Annotated in this window: 21 protein-coding genes, 1 other RNA gene and 1 other annotated feature; of the genes, 1 reads left to right on the top strand and 21 read right to left on the bottom strand. The window is 41.8% G+C overall.

Translation table 11 applies throughout. The features are described 5' to 3' along the window. Positions 1-35 precede the first annotated feature (35 nt). The 4 genes from DXC04_RS04935 to ptsP form a co-directional block, all read right to left on the bottom strand. Positions 36-1,973, bottom strand: coding sequence for a PTS fructose transporter subunit IIABC (locus tag DXC04_RS04935; protein ID WP_021861264.1), 1,938 nt, complete (start codon positions 1,971-1,973; stop codon positions 36-38). Between the two features lie 11 nt (positions 1,974-1,984). Beyond that, on the bottom strand, positions 1,985-2,905 hold the full coding sequence (gene pfkB, locus DXC04_RS04930) for a 1-phosphofructokinase (protein WP_021861263.1): 921 nt from the start codon (positions 2,903-2,905) through the stop codon (positions 1,985-1,987). Continuing rightward, positions 2,902-3,651, bottom strand: a complete 750-nt coding sequence (locus tag DXC04_RS04925; RefSeq protein WP_021861262.1) for a DeoR/GlpR family DNA-binding transcription regulator — start codon at positions 3,649-3,651, stop codon at positions 2,902-2,904. Before DXC04_RS04925 ends, pfkB begins: the two co-directional genes overlap by 4 nt. Positions 3,652-3,860: 209 nt before the next feature. Next, complete coding sequence (gene ptsP, locus DXC04_RS04920; RefSeq protein WP_118660226.1) at positions 3,861-5,486, bottom strand: phosphoenolpyruvate--protein phosphotransferase; 1,626 nt, start codon at positions 5,484-5,486, stop codon at positions 3,861-3,863. Between the two features lie 253 nt (positions 5,487-5,739). Between ptsP and DXC04_RS04915 the strand changes: the two genes are divergently transcribed. Beyond that, positions 5,740-5,937, top strand: a complete 198-nt coding sequence (locus DXC04_RS04915; RefSeq protein ID WP_021861260.1) for a cold-shock protein — start codon at positions 5,740-5,742, stop codon at positions 5,935-5,937. A gap of 191 nt (positions 5,938-6,128) precedes the next feature. On the opposite strand, the gene DXC04_RS04910 is transcribed toward DXC04_RS04915, so the two are convergent. From DXC04_RS04910 to leuC, 17 genes are all read right to left on the bottom strand, one after another. Continuing rightward, complete coding sequence (locus tag DXC04_RS04910; protein WP_118660224.1) at positions 6,129-6,869, bottom strand: SseB family protein; 741 nt, start codon at positions 6,867-6,869, stop codon at positions 6,129-6,131. Positions 6,870-6,901: 32 nt separating this feature from the next. Further along, on the bottom strand, positions 6,902-7,717 hold the full coding sequence (locus DXC04_RS04905) for a YitT family protein (protein WP_442873168.1): 816 nt from the start codon (positions 7,715-7,717) through the stop codon (positions 6,902-6,904). 126 nt (positions 7,718-7,843) lie between these two features. Then, positions 7,844-8,521 (bottom strand): hypothetical protein, encoded by a 678-nt coding sequence (locus tag DXC04_RS04900; protein WP_021861257.1) that lies wholly within the window; start codon positions 8,519-8,521, stop codon positions 7,844-7,846. 8 nt (positions 8,522-8,529) lie between these two features. Beyond that, positions 8,530-9,297, bottom strand: coding sequence for a hypothetical protein (locus DXC04_RS04895; RefSeq protein ID WP_118660222.1), 768 nt, complete (start codon positions 9,295-9,297; stop codon positions 8,530-8,532). A 27-nt stretch (positions 9,298-9,324) separates the two neighbouring features. Continuing rightward, complete coding sequence (gene queA, locus DXC04_RS04890) at positions 9,325-10,350, bottom strand: tRNA preQ1(34) S-adenosylmethionine ribosyltransferase-isomerase QueA (RefSeq protein WP_021861255.1); 1,026 nt, start codon at positions 10,348-10,350, stop codon at positions 9,325-9,327. Beyond that, positions 10,325-10,840: an RDD family protein gene (locus tag DXC04_RS04885; RefSeq protein ID WP_118660220.1), complete on the bottom strand. Its 516-nt coding sequence runs from the start codon at positions 10,838-10,840 to the stop codon at positions 10,325-10,327. Before DXC04_RS04885 ends, queA begins: the two co-directional genes overlap by 26 nt. Continuing rightward, positions 10,821-11,807, bottom strand: a complete 987-nt coding sequence (gene sppA, locus DXC04_RS04880) for a signal peptide peptidase SppA (RefSeq protein WP_118287718.1) — start codon at positions 11,805-11,807, stop codon at positions 10,821-10,823. The genes DXC04_RS04885 and sppA overlap by 20 nt, the downstream gene beginning before the upstream one ends. 36 nt (positions 11,808-11,843) lie before the next feature. Further along, a complete protein-coding gene (pheT, locus tag DXC04_RS04875; RefSeq protein WP_118660218.1) occupies positions 11,844-14,264 on the bottom strand; it encodes a phenylalanine--tRNA ligase subunit beta in 2,421 nt (806 codons plus the stop codon). A gap of 33 nt (positions 14,265-14,297) precedes the next feature. Continuing rightward, positions 14,298-15,317, bottom strand: coding sequence for a phenylalanine--tRNA ligase subunit alpha (pheS, locus tag DXC04_RS04870; RefSeq protein WP_021861251.1), 1,020 nt, complete (start codon positions 15,315-15,317; stop codon positions 14,298-14,300). A 110-nt stretch (positions 15,318-15,427) separates the two neighbouring features. After that, positions 15,428-15,669: a binding site (T-box leader), on the bottom strand. Between the two features lie 61 nt (positions 15,670-15,730). Beyond that, on the bottom strand, positions 15,731-16,558 hold the full coding sequence (locus DXC04_RS04865) for a YihY/virulence factor BrkB family protein (RefSeq protein WP_118660216.1): 828 nt from the start codon (positions 16,556-16,558) through the stop codon (positions 15,731-15,733). 113 nt (positions 16,559-16,671) lie between these two features. Next, a complete protein-coding gene (locus DXC04_RS04860) occupies positions 16,672-18,027 on the bottom strand; it encodes a SpoIID/LytB domain-containing protein (protein WP_243112105.1) in 1,356 nt (451 codons plus the stop codon). Positions 18,028-18,182: 155 nt separating this feature from the next. Next, a non-coding RNA gene (ssrS, locus tag DXC04_RS04855) (6S RNA) lies at positions 18,183-18,366 on the bottom strand. Positions 18,367-18,413: 47 nt separating this feature from the next. Continuing rightward, the gene (pckA, locus tag DXC04_RS04850; RefSeq protein WP_118660214.1) at positions 18,414-20,018 is read right to left on the bottom strand and encodes a phosphoenolpyruvate carboxykinase (ATP); all 1,605 of its coding nucleotides are present in this window, start codon (positions 20,016-20,018) and stop codon (positions 18,414-18,416) included. Between the two features lie 217 nt (positions 20,019-20,235). Continuing rightward, positions 20,236-20,577 (bottom strand): hypothetical protein, encoded by a 342-nt coding sequence (locus DXC04_RS04845; protein WP_021861247.1) that lies wholly within the window; start codon positions 20,575-20,577, stop codon positions 20,236-20,238. A gap of 42 nt (positions 20,578-20,619) precedes the next feature. Further along, the gene (gene thrC / locus DXC04_RS04840) at positions 20,620-22,107 is read right to left on the bottom strand and encodes a threonine synthase (protein WP_118520182.1); all 1,488 of its coding nucleotides are present in this window, start codon (positions 22,105-22,107) and stop codon (positions 20,620-20,622) included. Between the two features lie 31 nt (positions 22,108-22,138). Further along, on the bottom strand, positions 22,139-22,630 hold the full coding sequence (locus DXC04_RS04835; protein ID WP_117538267.1) for a 3-isopropylmalate dehydratase small subunit: 492 nt from the start codon (positions 22,628-22,630) through the stop codon (positions 22,139-22,141). Further along, a complete protein-coding gene (gene leuC, locus DXC04_RS04830; protein ID WP_118660212.1) occupies positions 22,630-23,904 on the bottom strand; it encodes a 3-isopropylmalate dehydratase large subunit in 1,275 nt (424 codons plus the stop codon). Before leuC ends, DXC04_RS04835 begins: the two co-directional genes overlap by 1 nt. Positions 23,905-23,912 lie beyond the last annotated feature (8 nt).

Below are 23,912 nucleotides of genomic sequence, written 5' to 3'. Positions count from 1 at the left end.
TTACAACTAAAATACTTCTATATCAATTAATTAACTTATTTTGTCTGATCTGTCAATGGCTTCTTCAACAGTACAATTCCTGCCATCGTTATAATAGAGCCAATAACAAGTGCCATTAAAAACATCGGTGCATGTTCCATAATACCAACTACGAAAATTCCTCCGTGAGGTGCTCGGGAACCGCATCCAAATGCCATGGATAGTGCTCCTGCTACAGCAGAACCAACTACGCAAGGCGGAATGATACGAAGCGGATCGGATGCTGCAAATGGAATGGCACCTTCTGTAATAAAGGATAATCCCATGATGTAGTTTGTAATACTTGTCTGCTGTTCGCTCTTTGTAAATCTGCTCTTGAAAAATGTTGTCGCAAGTGCGATTCCGATTGGCGGAGTCATTCCTCCGATCATAACCGCTGCCATAATATCAAACTGTCCGCTTCCGATCGCCGCAGTACCAAATACATACGCTGCTTTGTTAAACGGCCCTCCGAAATCAATGGACATCATTCCTCCGAGAAGTGCTCCCAAAAGAACTTTGCTGGATTCTCCCATTCCTGCCAGTCCGTTGTAAAGCCATGTGTTAAATGCTCCAACCGGTGGATTTACGAGAAAGATCATGATTGCACCCATTGCCAGAATTCCAAAGAATGGATATAACAGAACCGGTTTGGTTCCTTCCAGTGCTTTTGGAAGTTTCTCCAGCAGTTTTTTAATCAGCAACATCAGATATCCTGCTACAAAACCTGCGATCAGTGCTCCGAAAAATCCGGATGAGATCCATTTCTCTTCCGGAAGGAAGATAGAGGTTCCTGCTTTTGCGAGCAGACCACCGACAATACCAGGCATTAGTGCCGGTCTGTCTCCGATCGCCATTGCGATATATCCCGCAAGTACCGGGAACATCATTCCAAAGGATGTATTTCCTACTGTATTCAGGAAATGTGCCAATGGGGTTCCGTTACCAAAGGTATCTGTTCCGGCGTTTCCGGCATCTACCAGGAAAGAAAGCGCGATCAGAATACCGCCGCCGATGACGAACGGAAGCATATGGGATACACCATTCATCAAACTCTTGTAGATCTTACGTCCAAGGCTCTCACCTTCACTGCTTATGGAAGCTTCTTCGCCACCTTTGTTGTGATAAACCGGAACTTCGCCACTCATTGCCTTTGTGATAAGCTCTTCTGCTTTGCTGATTCCGTTTGCTACCTTCGTCATGATCACCGGTTTACCATCGAATCTTGCCATTCTGACATCTTTATCTGCTGCAATGATGATACAGTCACATGCTGCGATTTCTTCTGCAGTCAGCACGTTCTTATCTCCACCGGAACCATTTGTCTCAACTTTGATCGTATACCCCATCTCTTTTGCTTTATTTTCCAGACTCTCCGCTGCCATGTATGTGTGTGCGATTCCAGTCGGACATGCCGTAACTGCAAGGATCTGGTAGCCTGTTTTTTCTGCCGGTTTTTCTTCCCGCTTTTCTTCCTGTTCTGCTTCATCCGGAAATTTTGCTTTTTCTGCTGCATCAATATATCCAAGAAATTCCTCTACTGACTCTGCACTCTGCAGATTCGCGCGGAAGTCATCATCCATCAGAAGCATGGACAGACGACTCAGTACTTCCAGATGTACATTATCTTCTGTGTTCGGTGCCGCGATCAGGAAAATAAGATGTACCGGTTCTCCGTCCAGCGAATCATAATCCACACCATCTTTTACAACCATTGCTGCAAGTCCGGGCTTCGCTACTGCATCTGTCTTCGCATGCGGAATCGCAATTCCTTCACCGATACCGGTTGTTCCTTCTTCTTCTCTTAAGAAAACGCCTTCCTTATAACGCTCCACATCTGTGATGTTTCCTCCGGCTGCCATCAGAGAAACCATTTTCTCAATCGTCTCTTTCTTATCTGAGACAGTTCCGTTCAGATCAATACTTTCTTTTTTCAGCAAGTCTACGATCTTCATCTTTCTTCCTCCTATAATCCATAAGTTTCTGGTTTATCTTCCATCAATGCAACGATATCTTCTTTTGTCGCCAGCCAGTATTGAAAAGCTGTCGCACTTCCAGTCACAACACCAAGCCGGAATGCTTTTTCATATTCTCCGGTATTCAAATATCCGGTCAGAAATCCTGCCACCATAGAATCTCCTGCTCCCACTGAGTTCAGAACTTTTCCTTTTGGTGGTTTTGCTTTATATATAATGCCATCTTCTGTCAAGAGAATGGCGCCATCACCTGCCATGGATACGAGTACATTTTCCGCTCCCATCTCCTGCAGTTTCTTCGCATAAGTCACAATCTCGTCCCTGGTCTTTAATGTCACTCCGAACATTTCGCCAAGTTCATGATTGTTTGGCTTGATCAGGAACGGATGATACTTTAATACTTTCAGGAGAAGTTCCTTCGTCGCATCCACCACAAAATGAATTCCTCTTCCCTGTAAATGTTCCAGAATCCGTTCATAAATATCAGACGGAAGTGTATTCGGAATACTTCCTGCAAGTACGAGTATATCTTCTTTTTTTAATGCATCCAGCTGTTCAAATAATGCCTGCTGTGCTTCTTCTGTGATCACCGGCCCCTGTCCGTTGATCTCTGTCTCTTCGCCTGCATTAATCTTCACATTGATTCTTGTGGAACCTTCCGGGAGTCTTATAAATGCAGTATCACATCCAAATTCCTTCAGCATATTTTCTAATGCCTCTCCTGTAAAACCAGCGGTAAAGCCAAGCGCTTTACTGGAGTGTCCCAGATTCGACAGGATTACGGAAACATTATTTCCTTTGCCCCCCGGATAAACAGCCTCATGTGTTGTCCGGTTAATCTCACCCGGCACAAGCTTATCCACCTGGATCACATAATCCAGAGAGGGGTTAAAAGTAACTGTGTAAATCATGCCTCAACCTCCATAACATTTTTATATTTTTTATATTTTTCATCTGCTATTCCTATTGTGAGCAGCTTTGCATCTTCAAATGCAGAAAAAGTAACCGATGAGATCTGATTGATCTTCGTCGCGTCCGCAAGAACAAAACATTCACGGCACTGCTCCATTGCTTTTTCTTTTACCATTGCTTCAGCAATATCCGGTGTGGTATATCCTGCATCCGGATGTACACCGTTTGTTCCGAAGAAACCTTTCGTAAAATTATATTTACGAAGTCCGGAAATGGCATCGGCTCCGACGATTGCTTCTGTTATCGCTTTCAGCTCTCCACCGATCAGAATGACACGAAAGCCTTTCTGCAGCAGCTTTTGTGCATGGCCAATGGAATTCGTTACATAGACTGCATCTGCCTGTGTCAGATAATCAATCATTATATCCACGCTACTTCCGGCATCCAGATATACAAAATCATCTGCCTGAACAAGTGTCGCCGCATATTTGCCAATTTTCTGCTTTACTTCACGGTTCAGGTCTCTTCGTACAGACAACGCCGCATCCTTTGTTGTATATCCAGATTCTACTGCGGTTGCGCCACCATGTACTTTCACCAGCTCGCCCCGCTTATGAAGTGTTGTCAGATCTCTTCGTATTGTAGATTCCGAAGTGTCCAGAAGTTCTGTCAGTTCCTGGACTGTAACCGCATGTTCTTCATTTACAACACGAAGGATTTCGCTATATCTTTCTTCTGCAAGCATTCCCTTCATCCTTTCATTTTCAATCACTTTCATTCATCTTCATTCATCTTTATGCTTATATTACAACCATTTTCAGTCAAAGTCAATCATTTTCAGTCAAAAATAATCATCAAAAAAGGACTTTTATCTTCGTGCAAACTGCACAAAAAACAAAAATCCTTTTATAACATCTATATATTTTTAACTGCTACGCTCCTGGCAATCATAAACTACTGGATCTCGCGGATCTTCTTACGAAGCGCCAGTACCTGCCCCGGTGCTACTGATAATTCATCAATGCCAATCTGCAGGAAAAATTCTGTCAATGACAGATCTGCCGCCATATCTCCGCAGATACTGATTGGCTTTTCTTCCAGATGAACGTTATTAGCTACAATACGCAGCATCTTAAGTATCGCCGGATGGTGCGGATCAAAATATTTCTCCATCCGCTCATTCTCACGATCCATTCCGAGTGTGAATTGCAGCAGATCATTCGTTCCGATACTGAAGAAATCAACCTCTCTTGCAAGTTCTCCGCTAATCATGACTGCCGCCGGTGTCTCTATCATTACGCCGACCTGGATTTCTTTATTATAAGCGGTCTTCTCGGCACTCAGCTCTTTTTTCGCTCTCTCTAACAGAAGCTTTGCACTTCTTACTTCTTCCACAGTAGAGATCATTGGAAACATAATTGCAACATTACCATATACAGAAGCTCTTAAAATTGCACGGAGCTGCGTCTTAAACATATCTTCTTTCTCCAGCGATACTCTGATTCCACGGTAACCCATGGACGGATTCTTCTCCGGTCCGATTTCAAAGCATGCCGCCTGCTTCTCTCCGCCAAGATCTGCTGTACGGATCACAACTCGCTTGATCCCCATTGATTCTGCTGCCAGCTTATATGTCTGGAACTGCTGCTCTTCTGTTGGCAGCTTTCCACCATTCTCCATATACAGGAATTCACTTCTGAACAGCCCGATTCCACCGGCGTCACTTCGGATTACATTCTCAATATCCTCTCTGTTACCGATATTCGCACAGATATCAATTTTCTGACCGCTCTGTGTAATATTCTCTTTTCCTTTCAGCCGTTCCAGATTCCGCGTCTTCTCATGGTTAGCGTCCTGTCGCTTCTTCATCTGCGTGATCGTTGTATAATCCGGCTCGATGTAAACCTTTCCTTCAAATCCGTCAATGATGATCGTCTTTCCATCGTACTCTTTCTTCAGCGCATCACCCAGTCCGATGACTGCCGGGATTCCTTTTGTACGGGCAATCACTGCCGTATGGGAATTGATCGTTCCATAACGCGTCACAAAACCAAGTACCTTGGACTTCTCTAACTGCATTGCCTCACTTGGATAAAGCTCTGATGCAGCCAGAATAAATGGTTCATCTGAAAGCAGACGATCCTTCCAGCTTCTGGACAGGATCCGGATCAGGCGGATCGCCACATCGCGAATATCTGCATCATGCCCTTTCAGGTAATTCTTATCTTCTTCCGGTCCGTTCTTGATCAGTTCTTCAGCTGCATGGGAGACTGCAAATTCTGCATTCAGCTTCTCTTCCAGAATGATATTCGTAATCTTTCCGACAAATTCCTCGTCCTCTAAAATCTGCTGCTGCATTTCGAAAATAGCTGCATTCGCCTCTCCCACTTCTTTGATAGAAGAAGTATGCATCACTTTCAGTTCCATAAATGCCTTATCTTTGGCTTTTTGAAAACGGGCAACTTCTTTTTCAATATCTTTTACATAAATCCGTTTGATTTCTTTAATATCACGTTTATATAAAGAAAGCTTTCCGACTGCGATCCCTTCTGAAATTTTCTTCCCCGTTAATGTAATCATACTATTATATCCTCACTTCTTCGAAATATTTGCGTAAAATCTCCTAAATATACTTTACACGTTCCATACTCTTTCGTCAAGGAAAGGATACCGGCAAATGTCGAAACGCGCTGTTGCTTTTGTGTAAAATCGCCAAAAGCCCTTTCGTTTTTGTTGACTTCTTTATCAAAACATGTTAAAGTAACGGAGTGTAATCTTGGCTGACATCAGATTACACTGGATCTATTATTTTTCATTTTATGGAGGTATCATCATGAAAGGTACAGTAAAATGGTTTAACAACCAAAAAGGCTATGGTTTCATCTCTGATGAATCCGGCAAAGACGTTTTCGTACACTACTCAGGACTGAATATGGAAGGCTTCAAGTCTCTTGAAGAAGGACAGGAAGTTGAGTTTGATGTAACAGAAGGCGCCAAGGGACCTCAGGCAGTGAACGTAACGAAGCTCTAAGAGCCAGATTTAATCGAAATTTAGATGTACCTTTTAACTATATAAAGTAACTGGATTTTAGATATTTAAAAGTAATACACGAAAAATGAGATTAAGACAGCGAAGGCGGACAGTTTCTACTGTCCGCCTTTTTGTTGCCATAGCATCCGAAAGAATCTGCCAATGGCAGGTTCTGTAGGTTATATCATCATTTATTCTTCTTCACCTGCTGTAGATTTTGAAATATCAAGCAGCACATTTACTCCAAATGGATTGATCGCTACACCTTCCATCCCATCCGGGAGCTGCTTTGCTACCGTCTCTGCATCCATGATCAATGCTCTGTATTTCTGTTCCTTATCAAACTTTACAAATTCCATCAGATCTGTAAAGATTGGCTGATATACTTTTCCACTTGTTCTGCGAAGTGCCGGAATCTGATTGTCTTCCTGTACTGCAACCAGATATTTTCCTTCATAGAAATGCGCCATCATCTCTTCATTCAACGCATCCATCTCTTCTGTCATCTCTTCCGGATTTCGGCGAAGCTCCTGTACAAAATAAAGCGCTGTCAGGTGAAGTTCCGGATTCTCAATTCTCGGTTCATCCTCCGGAAGATCCTCTTCTGCTGTTCTTATAACCAGATCATTTAACTGTACCTGCACTTTCTCTTCACCGGTACAAACCAGAATACAGTTTACTCCCATCGGAAACAGACCTGTGAAAAATTCCAGTCTGTGTTCCTTCTTCACATTTACAAGTCTTACCGGAATTTTGGCATCCAACATTCTGTCTGCCTGTTTTTTTGCTTCTTCTTCACTGTCAAATAGGATCACTTCATCATCATAAGTCTCCGGATCACAGTAGACAAATGGCATATTCGTACAAGCCGAATATATGACATATATATCTTCTGCTTCTCTTAACATCTCCAGCACGTCCATCTTTTCCATTTTTTATTTCCTCTTCCTTTCTTCCGCCTCTTTTAAAACGATCTGACTTTCGGTCGATAGCGCATATCTGCCACTGTGTAAACCGTAACAAAAGCTTCCGGATCTTTGTGGATAATGTAATTCATTAGTTTCTGATACTCGTTTTTATCCACAATTGTAATGATTTCTCTGTATTTTTCCATATTATATGCACCGATTGCTTCATAGAATGTCGCACCACTGTGCAATTCATGCAGGATAAACTCCCGCACTTCCTGTTCATATTTTGTAATGATGCAAACACGACGTTTCACATTCTGTCCAAATATAAAATGATCCAGCACAATTCCGTTGAAGTATGTACCCAGTATACTCAAAACAACTGCTTTCTTATCATAAATCAGCGCTGAAGAAAGCGCTACACACATCCCGGAAATGGACATTGCCTTTCCCAGTTCAATATGCAGATACTTGTTCATCATCTTCGCTACGATATCCAATCCACCGGAAGATGCATTCATATTGAACAAAATGCCGAGTCCGATACTTACAACTAAAATATAACATAACACATCCAGTTCCGTACTTTCTGTCAGAGACTGAAAATCCGGAAAAATTTTCTCAAAGACTGCCAGATAAAGCGGCAGTAAAATACTGGTATATACTGTCTTCGCGCCAAATTCTTTCCCACAGGTCAGAAATCCGATCACCAGCAGAACTACATTCAGGATCATGGTAACACTCGATACCGGAAGCGACACATAATGTGCAAGAATGATTGCCAGCGCCGATACACTGCTGATTGATGTCTGGCTCGGAATCAGGAAAAAGTAAACAGCCGATGCAATGATCCCCACGGCAACCGACATAACTGCAACTTCTTTCACATTCTCAAACGTACAGCATATTTTCTTTTTTTCGTTCATACTCTTATCCCCACTTTTTTGAAAACTCCTCATCAAGCATACAAAAAAACAGAGAAGAAAGCAATCCTTTTACCGAAAATATTTTGTCAACCCATTGTCCTTAAAAAACACGACAACTTCTTTGTCATGAAGTCCGGTTCCTTTATCAACATAAATCTTATTTCCGTCTATGTTAATATTGATATCCAGATTCTGTCCAAAAGACTCTTCATAAATAACAGTTATTGACACCACATCCGAAGATTCTCCGTTCTTCCGGTAATTCTTCTCAAGCTTTCTCTGCTCGTTTTCAGAAACCGGTTTTAACTGTTTACATAAGCGGATGATCTCTTTCGTTTCATTTTCATCGTATTTTTCATTTAATTTTTCATCGGATGTTTTATAGAAAAAATGATCCAGCACCGCTCTGTCTTCCATGGCAGATGCCGTAAAATTACAATTTACAAAATATCCTGCAACAATCAAAGCCGTAAGGCATCCCCCTACAGCCAGCGCTGATACTGTTTTCTTAAAATCTGTTCTTTTAATAAGAAGCCGAATCGTTATCACCAGAGTCAGTACCAACACCGTGAAAGCAAGATTCATATAACTGACCGGCTGATTTGCCGAACTGACAAACGGATTCCCATATCTCAGCATAAAACGTCCAAAAGTATCCGATAACAGATAGGAACAACTATATACAACCAAAAATGTAAGCGTCAAAAAAGTAATCTGCTCTTTTTTATTCTCTCTTTCTCGTATCATACTTTCTCCTACAGTTTCCGGAATTCCGGAATATCACCGGATATCTTATACTGTTTTACATAGTTTGCAAATTTCTTATCTACATGATAAATTGTAATGTCATTTATCACAATATAACATTTTTGCGGATTTACATAAGCATCTGTAAATCTTGTCTTATTCCCCATAATAAGCCCGATTTCTATCTCATCCTCATAATTTCTTGTGATTCTCGGATCCTTTTTCAGACCTTTCTGTAAACTATCTTTCAAAGTTTGCGCTGATTTTCCCGAAAATTCCTCACTGATCATCTGGGAACTCTGAAATACAAATGTATTGATGCCTTTCAGCTCTCCACAATCACTGACTGCCTTTTTATTAATGCCATAAGTCAGACAGATCAGCATTGCGATCACAATAATATTTCCATAAAGAAAGTGTGTATATCTCTGCAACGTAAATATTTTCTTATCTCCTGTAAAATACGCAAAGGACCCCACCAGAAATAAACCAATCAGCATAGGTGTGATCCATCTTGCCACCCCTGTGGCAATCAGACTGTGTGGAAAAAAATCCGTATTCAGATTCGCCAGAGTCTCTTCTGCGTCTGCCGCATCTGTTCCAATCATAAACTGATAGATTGCTTCACTGATCTTGTATGGAAGCCCCAGTATTCCTTTTGTTATAAAAAATGTATCTTTCTCATAAAGGTGGCTGAATAATCCGATCAGAACTCCTGCTGTACAGAAAAGCGCTACTCGGTTCGATCCCTTTTTGCCACTTATTATCTGCTGCATCTTTTCTCCCTTCTTTATGTATCCATTTTACTGGATAAACATCGCATCTCCAAACGAAAAAAATCGATATCTCTCTTTCACTGCCTCTTCATATGCCGCAAGGACATGCTCTCTTCCGGCAAGTGCTGATACAAGCATTACCAGCGTAGACTCCGGCAAATGGAAATTCGTGATCAGGCAGTCTAAAACCTTGAACTTATATCCCGGATAGATAAAAATCTCTGTCCAGCCGCTACATGCTTTTAAATGCCCGTCTTCATCTGCCGCGGATTCGATCGTACGGCAACTTGTCGTTCCGACACAAATTACTCTTCCGCCGTTTTCTTTTGCATGATTGATCTTCTGTGCTGCTTCTTCTGTAATCTGGAAAAATTCCGAATGCATATGATGTTCTGTGATCTCATCTACCTTCACCGGTCGGAAAGTTCCAAGCCCGACATGCAATGTCACACTTGCGATATCCACGCCTTTCTTCTTAATCGCTTCCAGAAGCTCCGGTGTAAAATGCAGTCCTGCTGTCGGCGCTGCTGCCGAGCCGTTATGCTTCGCATAAACAGTCTGATAACGATTCTTATCCTCCAGTTGATGTGTGATGTAAGGAGGAAGCGGCATCTGGCCAAGCTGGTCAAGGATCTCTTCAAAAATCCCGTCATAAGTAAACCGGATCAGACGATTTCCCTCCTCTACAATATCTACAACTTCTCCGATCAAAAGTCCGTCACCGAAGCTGATCTTCGCTCCGACTTTTGCCTTTTTCCCCGGTTTTACAAGTGTCTCCCAGGTGTTGTCGCTTTTTCTTTTTAATAATAAAATCTCAATCTTTGCATTTGTTCCTACTTTGGAACCAATCAGCCTTGCCGGAATTACCTTCGTGTCATTGATAACCAGACAGTCTCCCTCATGCAGATAGTCAATAATCTCTTTAAATACATGATGGGAAACAGCCCCAGACTTCTTGTCAAGGACAAGCAGCCTGGAGCTGGAACGATCCTCAAGCGGATCCTGTGCAATCAATTCTTCCGGCAGATCATAATAAAAATCCTGTGTTTTCATTTTCTATATGAATCTCCTTTATTTTCTTTGCATATACAACTCTCGTATCACTGAGTCTGTCATGCAGTCCACATTTCTGCTGATCCAATCCTGCCAGCAGATAGCCAAATCCTAACGATACGTGGCACAGAAATCGTCCTATGGTCTCTCTGTACACAATATCGAACAGATCTAATCTTTCTTCTTTTGCACTTACAACCTTAAGATGGAATACGCGCTTTCCAAAAGTTGTTCCGGTTTCGTAAGTACATATAATAAAATATAACACCTGACAAATATAAAGTGCAACATCTTTTAAGGAATATTGAAACAAAACATTCGTATTCAATATGTTAATCTCAAGAAGCCCTAATACAAATGAAGCAAACGCCAATACCAGACGGACTCCGATAAGTCCAAAAAAGATAATCATATGATCCAGCACATATGCAGCAAACCTTACCCAGAATCCTGCGTATTCCAGATTTTCACTATTGCAATCCCTCTGCATAATACATCAATCCTCCGCTTTTACATTCTTCGGCAGTCTCTTTCAATACCTGTGCCTCTGACTTTGGAACCAGACTTCCTGCTTTCGCAAATAGTTCATCCAGCAGGTTCGTCTTACGCTCCGGCTCATAGAATTCATCCGTCTTAAGTTTGTCACTCATTTCATCCTGCATCTCATCATAACTGCTGATTTTATCGATCAGACCATTATTTTTTGCCTGCGTTGCTGTGTAAGTTCTTCCATCAGCCAGCTTTTTCACCTGTTCTTTGGACATTTTTCTTCCGTCAGCTACTTTGGATACAAACGCTTCGTAACACTCATCTACCTGTGACTGGTATATCTTCACCTGCTCTTTTGTCAGTCTGCTGGAATCTTTATTTTTACCGCTCGTAATACTCACATAGCGGATGCCCAGTTTCTTGTATAAGCCTGTCAGGTCATAACCGGACATAATAACTCCGATGGAACCGGTCACTGTATTCTTATTTGCATAGATTTTATCTGATGATACAGAAGCCATATAACCTCCCGAAGCAGCATAATGTGCCATATAAGTCCAGATTGGCTGTTTGGTTATCTTCTTGTATTCCATCAGTTTGTCATACAATTCTTCCGATTCGTAGACTGCTCCGCCCGGCGAATCTACATAAAGCAAAATTCCTTTATTATTTTCGTCATCCATAAGTTCATCCAGATACTCCATTGTCGTATCATGCTGATAACCACTGTTCTGTCCGCTCAGAATATCTGTCGTGTCTGATGCCTGTTCCTGAATCGTTCCCTGCACTTTCACAACTGCAATGTAATCGTCATCCGGTGGATCAAAATTACTGCCACCTGCAAGGATCTCTTCTGCTGCATCCCCTATAATACTTTCTGCCGCTGTATTTACAAATACACTGATCACTCCGATCACAGCGAACAGAAGACCTGCTATAAGCAGGCCTATGATCTGTTTCTTTTTCATTTTGGAAATTACCTTTCCTTTCTGTGAATGAACTGTTTATTTACGAAGTTCGATTCCAAGCGCTTCCAGTCCTTCCAAAATCTTGTTCATAGCACTTGTAATCTCTGCCTCTTCCAGTGTCTTATCCTTTGCACGGAATACGATAGAATATGCTACGGACTTAAAGCCTTTCTTAATCTGCTCTCCTTCGTAAATATCAAACAGTGCATAGCTCTCCAAGTAAGTGCCACCCTTCTTCTCGATGACTTCTTCTACCTGTCCGACAAGAATCTCTTTCGGCATTACCATACTAATATCTCTGGTAACTGCCGGGAATTTGGCAATTCCCGTATATTTTCTGTCAAAGGTTGCCTTCTTTACAATCTCCGGCATATCAATAACAGCAATGTAAGCTCTTGTTCCGATTCCGTAATTGTCTGCAACATCCGGATGTACTTCTCCTAAATATCCGACAACTGTTCCATCATAAATGATATTTGCCTGACGTCCCGGATGCAGATATGTCTTTCCGGCATTTGGATCGTAAGTTTCTTTTTTATGAAGTCCTACTTTTTCAAAGAACTCTTCTACAACACCTTTCATGCTGAAGAAATCTCCGTCTCCATACATTCCAAGTGTAAACTGCATACGCTCTTCCGGCAATTCTGTAAGTGGCAGAGCCTTTGGCAGATATACATTACCAAGCTCATATAATCTTACATTTTTATTTCTTCTGTTGTAGTTTGTTGCAAGAGAAGTCAGCATACCATTTAAGGATGTTGTTCTCATTACGCTGTAATCTTCTCCCAGCGGATTCACAATGTCAACTGTCTGGCGAAGCGGTGAATCCTCCGGCAACAGTAATTTATCAAATACCTTCGGGCTTTCAAATGAATAAGTCATTCCCTGGCTGAATCCACAGAACTCCGCGATATCACGCGCAATCTCTTCCACTCTCAGCTTGAATGATAATTTACCTGTTGTTGCCTCTCCTCTCGGAAGTGTTGTCGGGATATTATCATATCCATAGAATCTTGCAACTTCTTCTGCAAGGTCAGCCATGCGGAACAGGTCATGACGGAAAGTCGGAGCGATCACTTCTCTCTTCTCTTTGTCATATTCCAGATCAATCTTCTTGAAGTATCCGATCATATCTTCTTCTGCGATCTCTGTTCCAAGCAGATTGTTGATTGCTTCCGGATCAAATGGCACACGTACCGGCTCTTTCTTCTTTCCATATACATCTACCATACCGCCGACAACTTCTCCGGCTCCCATCTCTTCAATGAGCTGGCATGCACGGTCGATTGCAGCCTGTGCATTGTTCGGATCCAGACCTTTTTCGAATTTACCGGAAGCATCTGTACGAAGTCCGACTCTCTTGCTTGATTTGCGGATGTTTGTTCCGTCAAAACATGCTGCTTCAAAAAGCATTGTCTTTACATTATCTGTGATCATGGAGTTCTCACCACCCATGATTCCGGCAATACCGATAGATTTCTCGCCGTCGCAAATCATCAGAACGTCTTCATCCATCTGTCTTTCCTGTCCATCCAGTGTTGTAAATTTCTCATCTGCTTCTGCAGTACGGACAATAATCTCATGATTGGCAATCGTGTCCAGATCATAAGCATGCATTGGCTGTCCGTATTCTTCCATTACATAGTTTGTAATATCTACGAGGTTATTGATCGGACGAATTCCTACGGAAGCCAGTCTTCTCTGCATCCATTCCGGTGACGGTGCAATCTTGATATTCTTTACAATTCTTGCACAGTATCTCGGGCAGAGGTCTGTATTTTTTACAGTAACTTTGATGTAATCATTGACATCTTCGTCATTTCCTGTTGCTGTTACAACCGGCGGGCAAAATTCTTTGTGGAAAGTTGCTGCCGCCTCTCTTGCAATACCAACAACACTGTAGCAGTCTACACGGTTTGATGTGATCTCATATTCAAATACAACATCGTGCAGTCCCAGTACTTCAATGGCATCTGCTCCGACTTCTGTATCTTCCGGGAAAATATAGATTCCGTATTCCGGTGCATCCGGATACATGTCACGGTTTGATCCCAGCTCTTCGATCGAGCACATCATACCGTTACTCTCTACTCCACGTAATTTGCCTTTTTTGATCTTGATTCCACCGGCAACTCTCTGTCCCGGCTCATGTCCGCCTGCAACACGTCCGCCGTCCAGAACAACCGGTACTTTGTCACCTTCTTTTACATTCGGTGCACCTGTTACGATCTGAATGGATTCTGTTCCGATATTTACCTGACAGATAATCAGCTTGTCAGCATCCGGATGCTTCTCAATCTTATCAATCTGTCCGACTACAATCTTGTCCAGATCTGCATCCATCTTTTCAAATCCTTCTACTTTTGTTCCGGTCAGTGTCATTGCATCGGTATATTCCTGTGCTGTCACGTCAAGATCCGGAACATATGCTTTTATCCATGATAATGATGTATTCATCTTATTACTCCTTTCGCGTCCTTCATCTATCGTTTAAAACTGTTTTAAGAATCGGATATCATTTTCATATAACAGTCTCATGTCATCAATTTCGTATTTTAACAGTGCAATACGTTCCAGACCTACACCAAATGCAAATCCTGTATATTCATCCGGATCAATTCCACACATTTCCAGTACATGTGGATGTACCATACCACAGCCAAGAATCTCAATCCATCCGGATCCTTTACAGAAACGGCATCCTTTTCCGCCGCATTTGAAGCAGGTAACATCAACTTCTGCACTTGGCTCTGTAAATGGAAAATGATGCGGACGGAATTTCGTCTTTGTCTCTGGTCCGAATAACTCTTTTGCAAATACTTCCAGTGTACCTTTCAGGTCTGCGAAAGAAATGTTTTTGTCAATAACAAGTCCTTCGATCTGATGGAAAGAAGGAGAATGTGTTGCATCTACTTCGTCAGAACGGAATACACGTCCCGGTGCGATCATACGGATTGGGAGTTTTCCCTGTTCCATTACTCGTGCCTGTACCGGCGATGTCTGGGTACGAAGTACGATATCTTTATTAATGTAGAACGTATCCTGCTCATCTTTTGCCGGATGATCTGCCGGAATATTCAGTTTTTCAAAGTTGTACAAATCGTATTCTACTTCCGGTCCTTCTACAACTTCATATCCCATACCAACGAAAATTCTCTCTACTTCTTCCAGCGCAATCGTGTTCGGATGTCTGTGTCCGACCATATTCTTCTTGGACGGCAGTGTTACATCGATTACTTCCTGTTTCATCTTCTCTTCACGGATCGCACGCTCCATTTTGCTCTTGCTTTCCTCTAATATCTTCTCAATTGCTTCTCTTGTCTCATTGACCATCTGACCAACCTTCGGTCTGTCTTCTTTGGCAACATCTTTCATACTCTTTAATACGGCTGTCAGCTCTCCCTTTTTACCAAGGAATTTTACGCGGACATCATTCAGTTTTTCAGGCATATCTGCCTGTTCGATTGCTTTTAATGCTTCTTCTCTGATGGCTTTAAGCTTCTCCTGCATCTCTTTTCTCCCTTTCTTCATCAATATATCTGTCCATATTCAGACACCTGCAGAACCTGCCGACGGCAACTTCATCCAGATGCTGTGGCAATAAAAAAAGAACTTCATCCCCTAGGGACGAGGTTCTACCCGTGATACCACCCTGATTCCTGCAGCATATTACTTGCGGCAGGCACTTATCTTCTGCGTAACGTGCAGGTTACGTTTTCTCTTACTTACAGATTATCTCCGTTTCAAAGAAACAGCTTACGTGGGAAATTCAATCCTTATCTGAACCGAAGAAGACTTCCAGCCTGCGATCTTCTCTCTCTGTCGGAAAATAATTCTCTACTTACACGGTCATTGCTTTTTCCAAAAATAGATTGAGTTCTAATACTTCATTATTGTATCATACAGCCCGGAGATGTCAAGTTCTATTCTCCAAAAATCTCATCTGATACCATCACATTCACTACACCGCCAAGCAGAATCGTATACATACAGAAATACATCCAAAGCATGATCAACACGATTGTTGTCAGACTTCCGTACATATCCGAAAATCCCTGAAATACATCTACATACACAGAAAAAATCCAGGATATGATCATCCAGCCGATTGCTGCAAATACCGCACCCGGAATCTGTCTTTTTAATTTTGTCCTGCGGTTTGGCAGAAACTTATAGATCAAAAGGAAGAATATCATCAATGTGATAGGCGTAATGATCGTACGCGTTTTAATCAGCCAGTCAGCAATCTGTTTCATGATCGTTACATGATTTGTGATAAATATATTTATTGTATTACCAAACACAGACAACAGCAGCAGGAATATGATCACGATCAGGAACATCACTGTATAGATCGTTGCCCGCAGACGGAGATAAAAATAGTTACGTGTCTCATGGCATTTGTAAATGCAGTTCAGTCCGGAAGACATCGCAAGTACACCTTTTCCTGCTGACCAGAGCGCTACAACTACCGTGATCGGGATGATGCTCATTGACTGGTTGTAAACCTGATTCACGATCGATGTGATCAGTGTCTCCACAGATGACGGGAACACCTGGATCACTGCCGCCATAACATCTGCTTTCGTCACTGGTGTATAACGCACCAGTGTCAGAAGAAGCAGAATGATCGGAATCAGACACAGCATAAAAAAGTATGCCGACTGTGCAGCATACGCACCTACATGATCATGGGATATGTCTGTTGTTATCTGTATTATTTTTGAACCTATTTCTTTTATTTTCTTCATAGTTCTCTCCTGACATTCGCACCCCATTTTAACTGATTTCATGCGCTTTGTCTACGATTATCTGTCTTTTATCATACCGGTAGACATTTTCTTAGATGTTTTTCTTCATATTATTAATTTTCTACCGTAATGTCAGAATAAAACAGTTTCAATATTTCTTTGTAAGTTTTCCCCTGTTTTGCCATTTCATTGGCTCCTGTCTGGCTCATTCCGATTCCATGTCCGAATCCGCCTCCCCGGATGTGAATCTGGCTCTTTTTTTTCGTAATTGTAATAAACGCACTTGGAAGCAATGTTCGAAACTTCACCTTACTTCCGTCCTGCTTCCGGATATCATAATCTCCCGCAAGCGCTGACCGGATTTTATTCTCTGTTTTTACAGTCAGATTTCCTTTGTCTCCCTTTACTTTAAGTTCCAGCGCTACTTTTCCCGGACCTCTTTTTGAAATATATATCTTGCGGATACTTCCGACATCTTTTCCGGTATTTTTATAAAGAATCGTTGACAATCTTGCTGCCGTTACGTCCACTGTCCACCGGTACCATGGAAGATTTTTCTCATAATCCCCATTTTTTCCACTGACTCTGACGGATTTCAGATAGCCGGTAGCTGCTGATGAAGTGCTTCCCCACGCTGCAGTTGTCGTCGTTCTTCCGGAAGATGTCGAATAATAGTATGTTGTTGCAATTTTCCCTTTATACTTTGCAGTTTCTCCGGCTGTCTGCCTGACCGCTTTCACAGCAGAATCCGCCTGCTTTGAATTGCCATATACCTGATAATCTGTACTGTCATTGACATGCGCCCGGTATTTCGGATAAGCATAGTTCTCCATCTGCCGGTAAGCATAGCTTCTCGCGCAGACAGCCTGCGCTTTTAATGCTTCCAGTTTATATGACACCGGCATCTCGCTCGGAACAACCGCACAGAGATAATCTTCTACCGTAAGTTCATTAATCAGTGCGATCTTCTTTCCGGCAGGCTTAAGTTCCAGTGTCCCGCTGTAAGACGGCGTTCCATAACCTCTTCGTATGCTCTTAACCTGTACCGTACCTTTTCTTGCACGAATTTTTATTGTATGTTTTTTCAGTCGCCGATTTGAAGCTTTTATCGTCACAGTTTTTCCGGCAGGTACGGAAACTTTTTTCGCTCCTATTCTTAATATCAAGCCTTCTTTTCCCGAAACTTTCACTTCCGTATGAAACGCCCGGGTATATCCTGTTGTCATCAGGAGAACACGGATCTTTGGATTCTTTTTCGCTATTTTCGTATTATCCGTCTGTTTTTTTGACACATCTTTTTCATATGTATTGTTGTATGTCTGTTTCTGCCTGTCACTTTCGCGTACTTGTCTTCTCCTCGCTACTTCCGGCAGTTTTCCACTGAGTAACACAATAAAAAAAGCGGCAATGAGAATACAGCCACACAAACGAATACTCTTTTGATGTTTTCTGTTTTTCTGACATTTCAACTGAATCCCTCCATATACATTCGTAACATTCGTAAAGCCACACGTTTCTTGTACTTTTCGCTGCATTAACAGCTCCTTTTTGTTCACATATGGATAAAAAGAAGATGCCGCATCGGATTATCGCTAATCGTTCTGCGGCATCTGCCTTATCTTCTGTATTCCCCAAAATGCCGGTTTCTGTATTTTGACTCCTAGCCATCCGCTAGGTGGGTGTCCGCATCTGCTTTTCTGCCTTCCCCTGCATAAATGAGGGCTTGACATATTACAGAGATAATAAGAGTCCCGTTTAAAGTATTGTAGGTTCAAAATAACAGAAGTTATCGAACATTTCAGGTTTCCAACTGAGATTATTATACTCCAATAATCTCTATTTTACAACTGTTTTCTTATAACTGTGGTCCGGCAGATACAAGTGCCTTACCATCTTCGTTACCTTCATATTTAGCAAAGTTCTTAACAAATCTTCCTGCGAGGTCTTTTGCCTTTGTCTCCCACTCTGCTGCATCGGCATAAGTATCTCTTGGATCAAGGATTCCTGTATCAACGCCCGGAAGCTCTGTCGGAACTTCGAAGTTGAAGTACGGAATTGTCTTTGTCGGTGCATTCTTAATATCTCCGCTTAAGATTGCATCAATGATTCCACGAGTATCTTTGATAGAGATACGTTTTCCTGTTCCATTCCATCCTGTATTAACAAGATATGCTTTTGCTCCGTTAGCTTTCATCTTTTTAACTAATTCGTGAGCATATTTTGTCGGATGCAGCTCCAGGAATGCCTGTCCAAAACAAGCTGAGAATGTTGGTGTAGGCTCTGTGATTCCACGCTCTGTTCCTGCAAGTTTTGCTGTAAATCCTGACAGGAAGTAATATTCTGTCTGTTCCGGAGTTAATACAGATACCGGAGGAAGTACTCCAAATGCATCTGCTGACAGGAAGATTACATTCTTAGCTGCCGGTGCTGCTGATATCGGACGTACGATCTTCTCAATGTGATCGATTGGGTAAGATACACGCGTATTCTCTGTTACGCTCTTATCTGCGAAATCAATCTTACCATCTTTGTCCAGTGTGACATTTTCAAGAAGTGCGTTACGTTTGATTGCATTGTAAATATCCGGCTCAGACTCTTTATCCAGGTTGATAACTTTTGCGTAACATCCACCTTCAAAGTTAAATACTCCATTATCATCCCATCCGTGCTCGTCATCACCGATCAGAAGTCTCTTCGGATCAGTAGAAAGCGTTGTCTTACCTGTTCCGGAAAGTCCGAAGAAGATTGCTGTATTCTCTCCGTTCATATCTGTGTTTGCTGAGCAGTGCATAGATGCAATACCTTTTAATGGCAGATAGTAGTTCATCATAGAGAACATACCTTTCTTCATCTCTCCACCATACCATGTATTGATGATTACCTGCTCACGGCTTGTGATGTTGAATACTACTGCTGTCTCAGAATTCAGTCCTAATTCTTTGTAGTTCTCAACTTTTGCTTTTGACGCATTGTAAACAACGAAGTCCGGCTCAAAATCCTTCAGTTCTTCTTCTGTTGGTTTGATAAACATATTTGTTACAAAATGTGCCTGCCATGCAACTTCTACGATAAAGCGGATTGCCATACGTGTATCTTTGTTTGCACCGCAGAATGCATCTACAACATAAAGTTTCTTATCGGAAAGTTCTTTCTGTGCAATCTCTTTTACAGCTTTCCATGTCTCTTCTGATGCCGGGTGGTTATCATTTTTATACTCATCAGAGGTCCACCATACCGTATCTTTGGAATTTTCATCCATTACGATATATTTATCTTTTGGCGAACGACCGGTATAGATACCTGTCATTACATTCACTGCTCCGAGTTCGCTCTCCTGTCCTCTTTCATAACCTTCAAGTTCAGGTTTTGTTTCTTCTTCAAATAACATCTCATAAGAAGGATTATAAACAATCTCTGTAGTTCCTGTAATTCCATACTTGCTTAAATCGATTTTTGCCATTTTACATTAACCTCTTTTCTTCATTATTTACATTGTCCTGTCTGTGCACGACAACATTTTCTCCTATTATCTCATTTATTTCAAAAAAAGTCAAGACTTTAACAATCTTTTTTCGAAAGTTTTAGACATTTTTTATGCATTTATCTTCCTTTTTTCGTTAAATCCTTGTCTATGGTATTTAAAAAATGCAAGATTGCATACGCAATCTTGCATTTCCTTATGCTTTAAAATATTTATTATTGATTTTTTTAATCATTACAGCGTAAATCACAAGCGCAACGATCGTAATGGTCATGAAAACATAAAATACCGTCTTCGCTTCTCCGATATAAGTGTTATACAAATCGGAAGCACCATATAAAGTTGCTGCAATACCAAGTATTAAAAGTGGCGGCAATGCCTCCTTACAGTATCCATCCAGATCTTTGCACTTTTTAATATTCACGTTTTTCGGAAGTAAGATCGTCCGGTTGATCTCATGTTTGAATCTCAGCATGTAACATCCATACAGGCAATACAATCCGAGTCCCAGACCTATTACTCCAAATACACCTTCCATTCTTCGTTATCCTCCGTATCTTCTGTATTTCTCTTCTTTTGACTAACGGTTCAGAATCTGTTTTACAGTCTCTTCCATCTGATCTACATCACATTCGATATTATGCAGGACATTTGCATCCAGAATGTCTTTGATTGCCTGCGGCATATCGACCTGTGAAAGCTCCTGCAATTTCGGAAGCAGTGCAAATTCATCTTCTTCTGCATATTTTGCATCAATTGCTGTCATAACGCTCTTCACGAATTTGTACGGGCTTGCTGTGGACGCGATCAGATATTTCTTGCCTGTCTTTTCTGACTGTTCATACCGGCTGCATACATAAGATGCAACTGCTGTATGTGTATCCATCACATAACCGGTCTTATCATAGACATCATGGATCTGCTCTGCCGTCTCGTCCTCTGTGGCATATCCTGCAGCAAAATCAGACAGTTTTGCTTTCATATCTTCCGAAACCGTATACGTTCCATCTTTTTTCAAAGCTTCCATCAGTTCTTTTGTCTTATCGCTGTCCTCGCCTGCAATTACATAGATCAGACGCTCCAGATTGCTGGAAATCAGGATATCCATAGATGGCGATGTTGTCAGCACAAATTCACGGTTCTTATCATAAGTTCCTGTCTGGAAGAAATCAAACAATACTTTATTTTCATTCGATGCACAGATCAGTTTACCAATCGGCACACCCATCTGTTTTGCATAGTAAGCTGCAAGAATATTTCCAAAATTACCTGTCGGAACGACAACTTGTAATTCTTCTCCGTTCGCAAGTTCTTCATTTTCCAGAAGTTTTGCATATGCATATACATAATAAACAACCTGCGGAACCAGGCGTCCGATATTAATAGAGTTGGCTGATGAAAACTGATATCCCTTGCCGGCAAGTTCTTCTGCAAGTTCTTTGTTTTCAAACATTGCTTTGACACCGCTCTGCGCATTGTCAAAATTGCCGTGGATCGCAACAACATCTACATTGCTTCCCTTCTGCGTTACCATCTGAAGTTCCTGTACTTTACTGACACCGTTCTTCGGATAGAACACGATGATCTGTGTCCCTTCCACATCTGCAAATCCTGCCATTGCAGCTTTTCCGGTATCTCCGGATGTCGCTGTCAGGATCACGATCTTATTCTTTACGTGATTCTTCTTCGCAGAAGTCGTAAGGAGATGTGGCAGAATGGAAAGTGCCATATCTTTAAATGCGATGGTTGCACCGTGGAATAACTCCAGATAGTAAGTATCCGATACCTTTACCAAAGATGCAATCTCTTCCGTATCAAACTTGCTGTCATATGCTTTCTCAATGCACCCTTTCAGTTCTCCCTCTGTAAAATCGGCCAGAAACAGCTTCATTACTTCATAAGCAATCTCCTGATAGCTCATACTTTTTAACTGCTCCATAGAAACATCCAGTTTTGGAATCTCTTCAGGTACAAATAAACCGCCATCCGGAGCAAGCCCTTTTAAAATTGCTTCAGATGCAGTTACCTTTAACTCGGAATTCCGGGTACTTTTGTAATGTAGACTCATATTTCCACCTTTCCTTTGGTCTTTCTTGCTATTATTTCTTCTTGCTGTTTGTATATTTTACAAGACCGCCTGCCGCAATCAGTTTCTGCATGAATTCCGGGAATGGCTGTCCCTGGAATTCTGTTCCTTTTGTACGGTTGTAAATCTTACCACTGTCGAAATCTACTTCCACTTCATCGCCTGCTTCGATTCCTCTTGCAGCTTCCGGACATTCGATGATCGGCAGTCCGATATTAATAGAATTACGGTAAAAAATTCTTGCAAATGTCTCTGCAATCACGCAGCTTACTCCTGCAGTCTTAAGACAAAGCGGTGCATGCTCTCTGGATGAGCCACATCCGAAGTTCTTATTTGCCACGATCAGATCTCCCGGTTTTACTTTATTCACAAAGTCCGGATCAATGTCTGCCATTGCATGACTTGCCAGCTCCTGCGCGTCAAATGAATTCAGGTATCTTGCCGGAATGATTACATCTGTGTCTACGTTGTCTCCATATTTAAATACATGTCCTAATGCCTTCATTATCTGTCACCCACTTTCTCCGGATTTGCAATACATCCTGCGATCGCACTTGCTGCTGCTACTTCCGGCGATGCAAGATAAATCAAGGAATCTACATGCCCCATTCTTCCTACAAAATTACGGTTTGTTGTAGATACACACTTCTCTCCTGCTGCCATAACGCCCATATGTCCGCCCATACACGGTCCACAGCTTGGTGTGTTCACGGCACAGCCCGCATCTACGAAAATATCAAGAAGTCCTTCTTTGATACACTGTTTGTAGATTTTCTGTGTTGCCGGAATTACCATTACACGCACATCTTCATGTACTTTATGTCCTTTTAAAATAGCTGCTGCCTTACGCATGTCTTCCATACGTCCATTTGTACAGGATCCGATTACAACCTGATCGATCTTGATCGGTTCCATTGCTTCAATCTCATCGATTGTCTTAGCATTACCCGGAAGGTGTGGGAATGCAACGGTCGGACGTACTTCGGAAAGATTGATCTCAATCACTTCGTCATACTCTGCATCCTCATCCGCTTCATAGACCTGATATGTTTTCTTCGTATGCTCATTAAGATAAGCTTTTGTCTGATCATCTACCGGGAAGATTCCGTTCTTTGCGCCTGCTTCAATCGCCATATTCGCCATTGTAAAACGGTCATCCATGGAAAGAGCTGCAATTCCTTCACCTGTGAATTCCATAGATTTGTAAAGTGCTCCGTCCACACCGATCTTACCAATGATATGAATAATAATATCTTTACCGCTCACATAAGGTCCCGGCTGTCCTTTCAGGACAAATTTTAATGCACTTGGCACTTTGAACCAGAGTTCTCCGGTTGCCATACCTGTTGCAATATCAGTTGTTCCGACACCGGTAGAAAATGCCCCCAGTGCTCCATATGTACAGGTATGTGAATCTGCACCGATAATACATTCACCTGCTGCTACAACACCTGCTTCCGGAAGAATCGCATGCTCTACACCGGATTTTCCCTGTTCAAAATACCAGGAAAGTCCTTGATCTTTTGCAAATTCGCGGATTGATTTTGAATTCTCTGCGGATTTAATATCTTTATTCGGCGTAAAATGATCCGGTACAAGTACTACCTTATCTTTGTCAAATACCTTCTCTGCCATCTGTCTGAAAATCGGCAGTGCCATTGGCCCGGTAATATCATTTGCCATAACTACGTCTAACTTTGCTTCTATCAACTGTCCTGCCACAACATGATCAAGACCTGCATGGGCAGCTAATATTTTCTGCGTCATTGTCATTCCCATCACGACAA

Origin of the sequence: Dorea sp. OM07-5 (genome assembly GCF_003481355.1) — a bacterium.
GTDB lineage: Bacteria > Bacillota > Clostridia > Lachnospirales > Lachnospiraceae > Dorea_D > Dorea_D hominis.
This window is presented reverse-complemented; position numbering and strand designations above follow the sequence as displayed.

Bases quoted from the DNA above. Each gene is read 5' to 3' on its own strand.
- DXC04_RS04935 (WP_021861264.1), bottom strand. From the start codon at position 1,973: ATGAAGATCGTAGACTTGCTGAAAAAAGAAAGTATTGATCTGAACGGA.
- pfkB (WP_021861263.1), bottom strand. From the start codon at position 2,905: ATGATTTACACAGTTACTTTTAACCCCTCTCTGGATTATGTGATCCAG.
- DXC04_RS04925 (WP_021861262.1), bottom strand. From the start codon at position 3,651: ATGCTTGCAGAAGAAAGATATAGCGAAATCCTTCGTGTTGTAAATGAA.
- ptsP (WP_118660226.1), bottom strand. From the start codon at position 5,486: ATGATTACATTAACGGGGAAGAAAATTTCAGAAGGGATCGCAGTCGGA.
- DXC04_RS04915 (WP_021861260.1), top strand. From the start codon at position 5,740: ATGAAAGGTACAGTAAAATGGTTTAACAACCAAAAAGGCTATGGTTTC.
- DXC04_RS04910 (WP_118660224.1), bottom strand. From the start codon at position 6,869: ATGGAAAAGATGGACGTGCTGGAGATGTTAAGAGAAGCAGAAGATATA.
- DXC04_RS04905 (WP_442873168.1), bottom strand. From the start codon at position 7,717: ATGTCGGTTGCCGTGGGGATCATTGCATCGGCTGTTTACTTTTTCCTG.
- DXC04_RS04900 (WP_021861257.1), bottom strand. From the start codon at position 8,521: ATGATACGAGAAAGAGAGAATAAAAAAGAGCAGATTACTTTTTTGACG.
- DXC04_RS04895 (WP_118660222.1), bottom strand. From the start codon at position 9,297: ATGCAGCAGATAATAAGTGGCAAAAAGGGATCGAACCGAGTAGCGCTT.
- queA (WP_021861255.1), bottom strand. From the start codon at position 10,350: ATGAAAACACAGGATTTTTATTATGATCTGCCGGAAGAATTGATTGCA.
- DXC04_RS04885 (WP_118660220.1), bottom strand. From the start codon at position 10,840: ATGCAGAGGGATTGCAATAGTGAAAATCTGGAATACGCAGGATTCTGG.
- sppA (WP_118287718.1), bottom strand. From the start codon at position 11,807: ATGAAAAAGAAACAGATCATAGGCCTGCTTATAGCAGGTCTTCTGTTC.
- pheT (WP_118660218.1), bottom strand. From the start codon at position 14,264: ATGAATACATCATTATCATGGATAAAAGCATATGTTCCGGATCTTGAC.
- pheS (WP_021861251.1), bottom strand. From the start codon at position 15,317: ATGCAGGAGAAGCTTAAAGCCATCAGAGAAGAAGCATTAAAAGCAATC.
- DXC04_RS04865 (WP_118660216.1), bottom strand. From the start codon at position 16,558: ATGAAGAAAATAAAAGAAATAGGTTCAAAAATAATACAGATAACAACA.
- pckA (WP_118660214.1), bottom strand. From the start codon at position 20,018: ATGGCAAAAATCGATTTAAGCAAGTATGGAATTACAGGAACTACAGAG.
- DXC04_RS04845 (WP_021861247.1), bottom strand. From the start codon at position 20,577: ATGGAAGGTGTATTTGGAGTAATAGGTCTGGGACTCGGATTGTATTGC.
- thrC (WP_118520182.1), bottom strand. From the start codon at position 22,107: ATGAGTCTACATTACAAAAGTACCCGGAATTCCGAGTTAAAGGTAACT.
- DXC04_RS04835 (WP_117538267.1), bottom strand. From the start codon at position 22,630: ATGAAGGCATTAGGACATGTATTTAAATATGGAGACAACGTAGACACA.
- leuC (WP_118660212.1), bottom strand. From the start codon at position 23,904: ATGGGAATGACAATGACGCAGAAAATATTAGCTGCCCATGCAGGTCTT.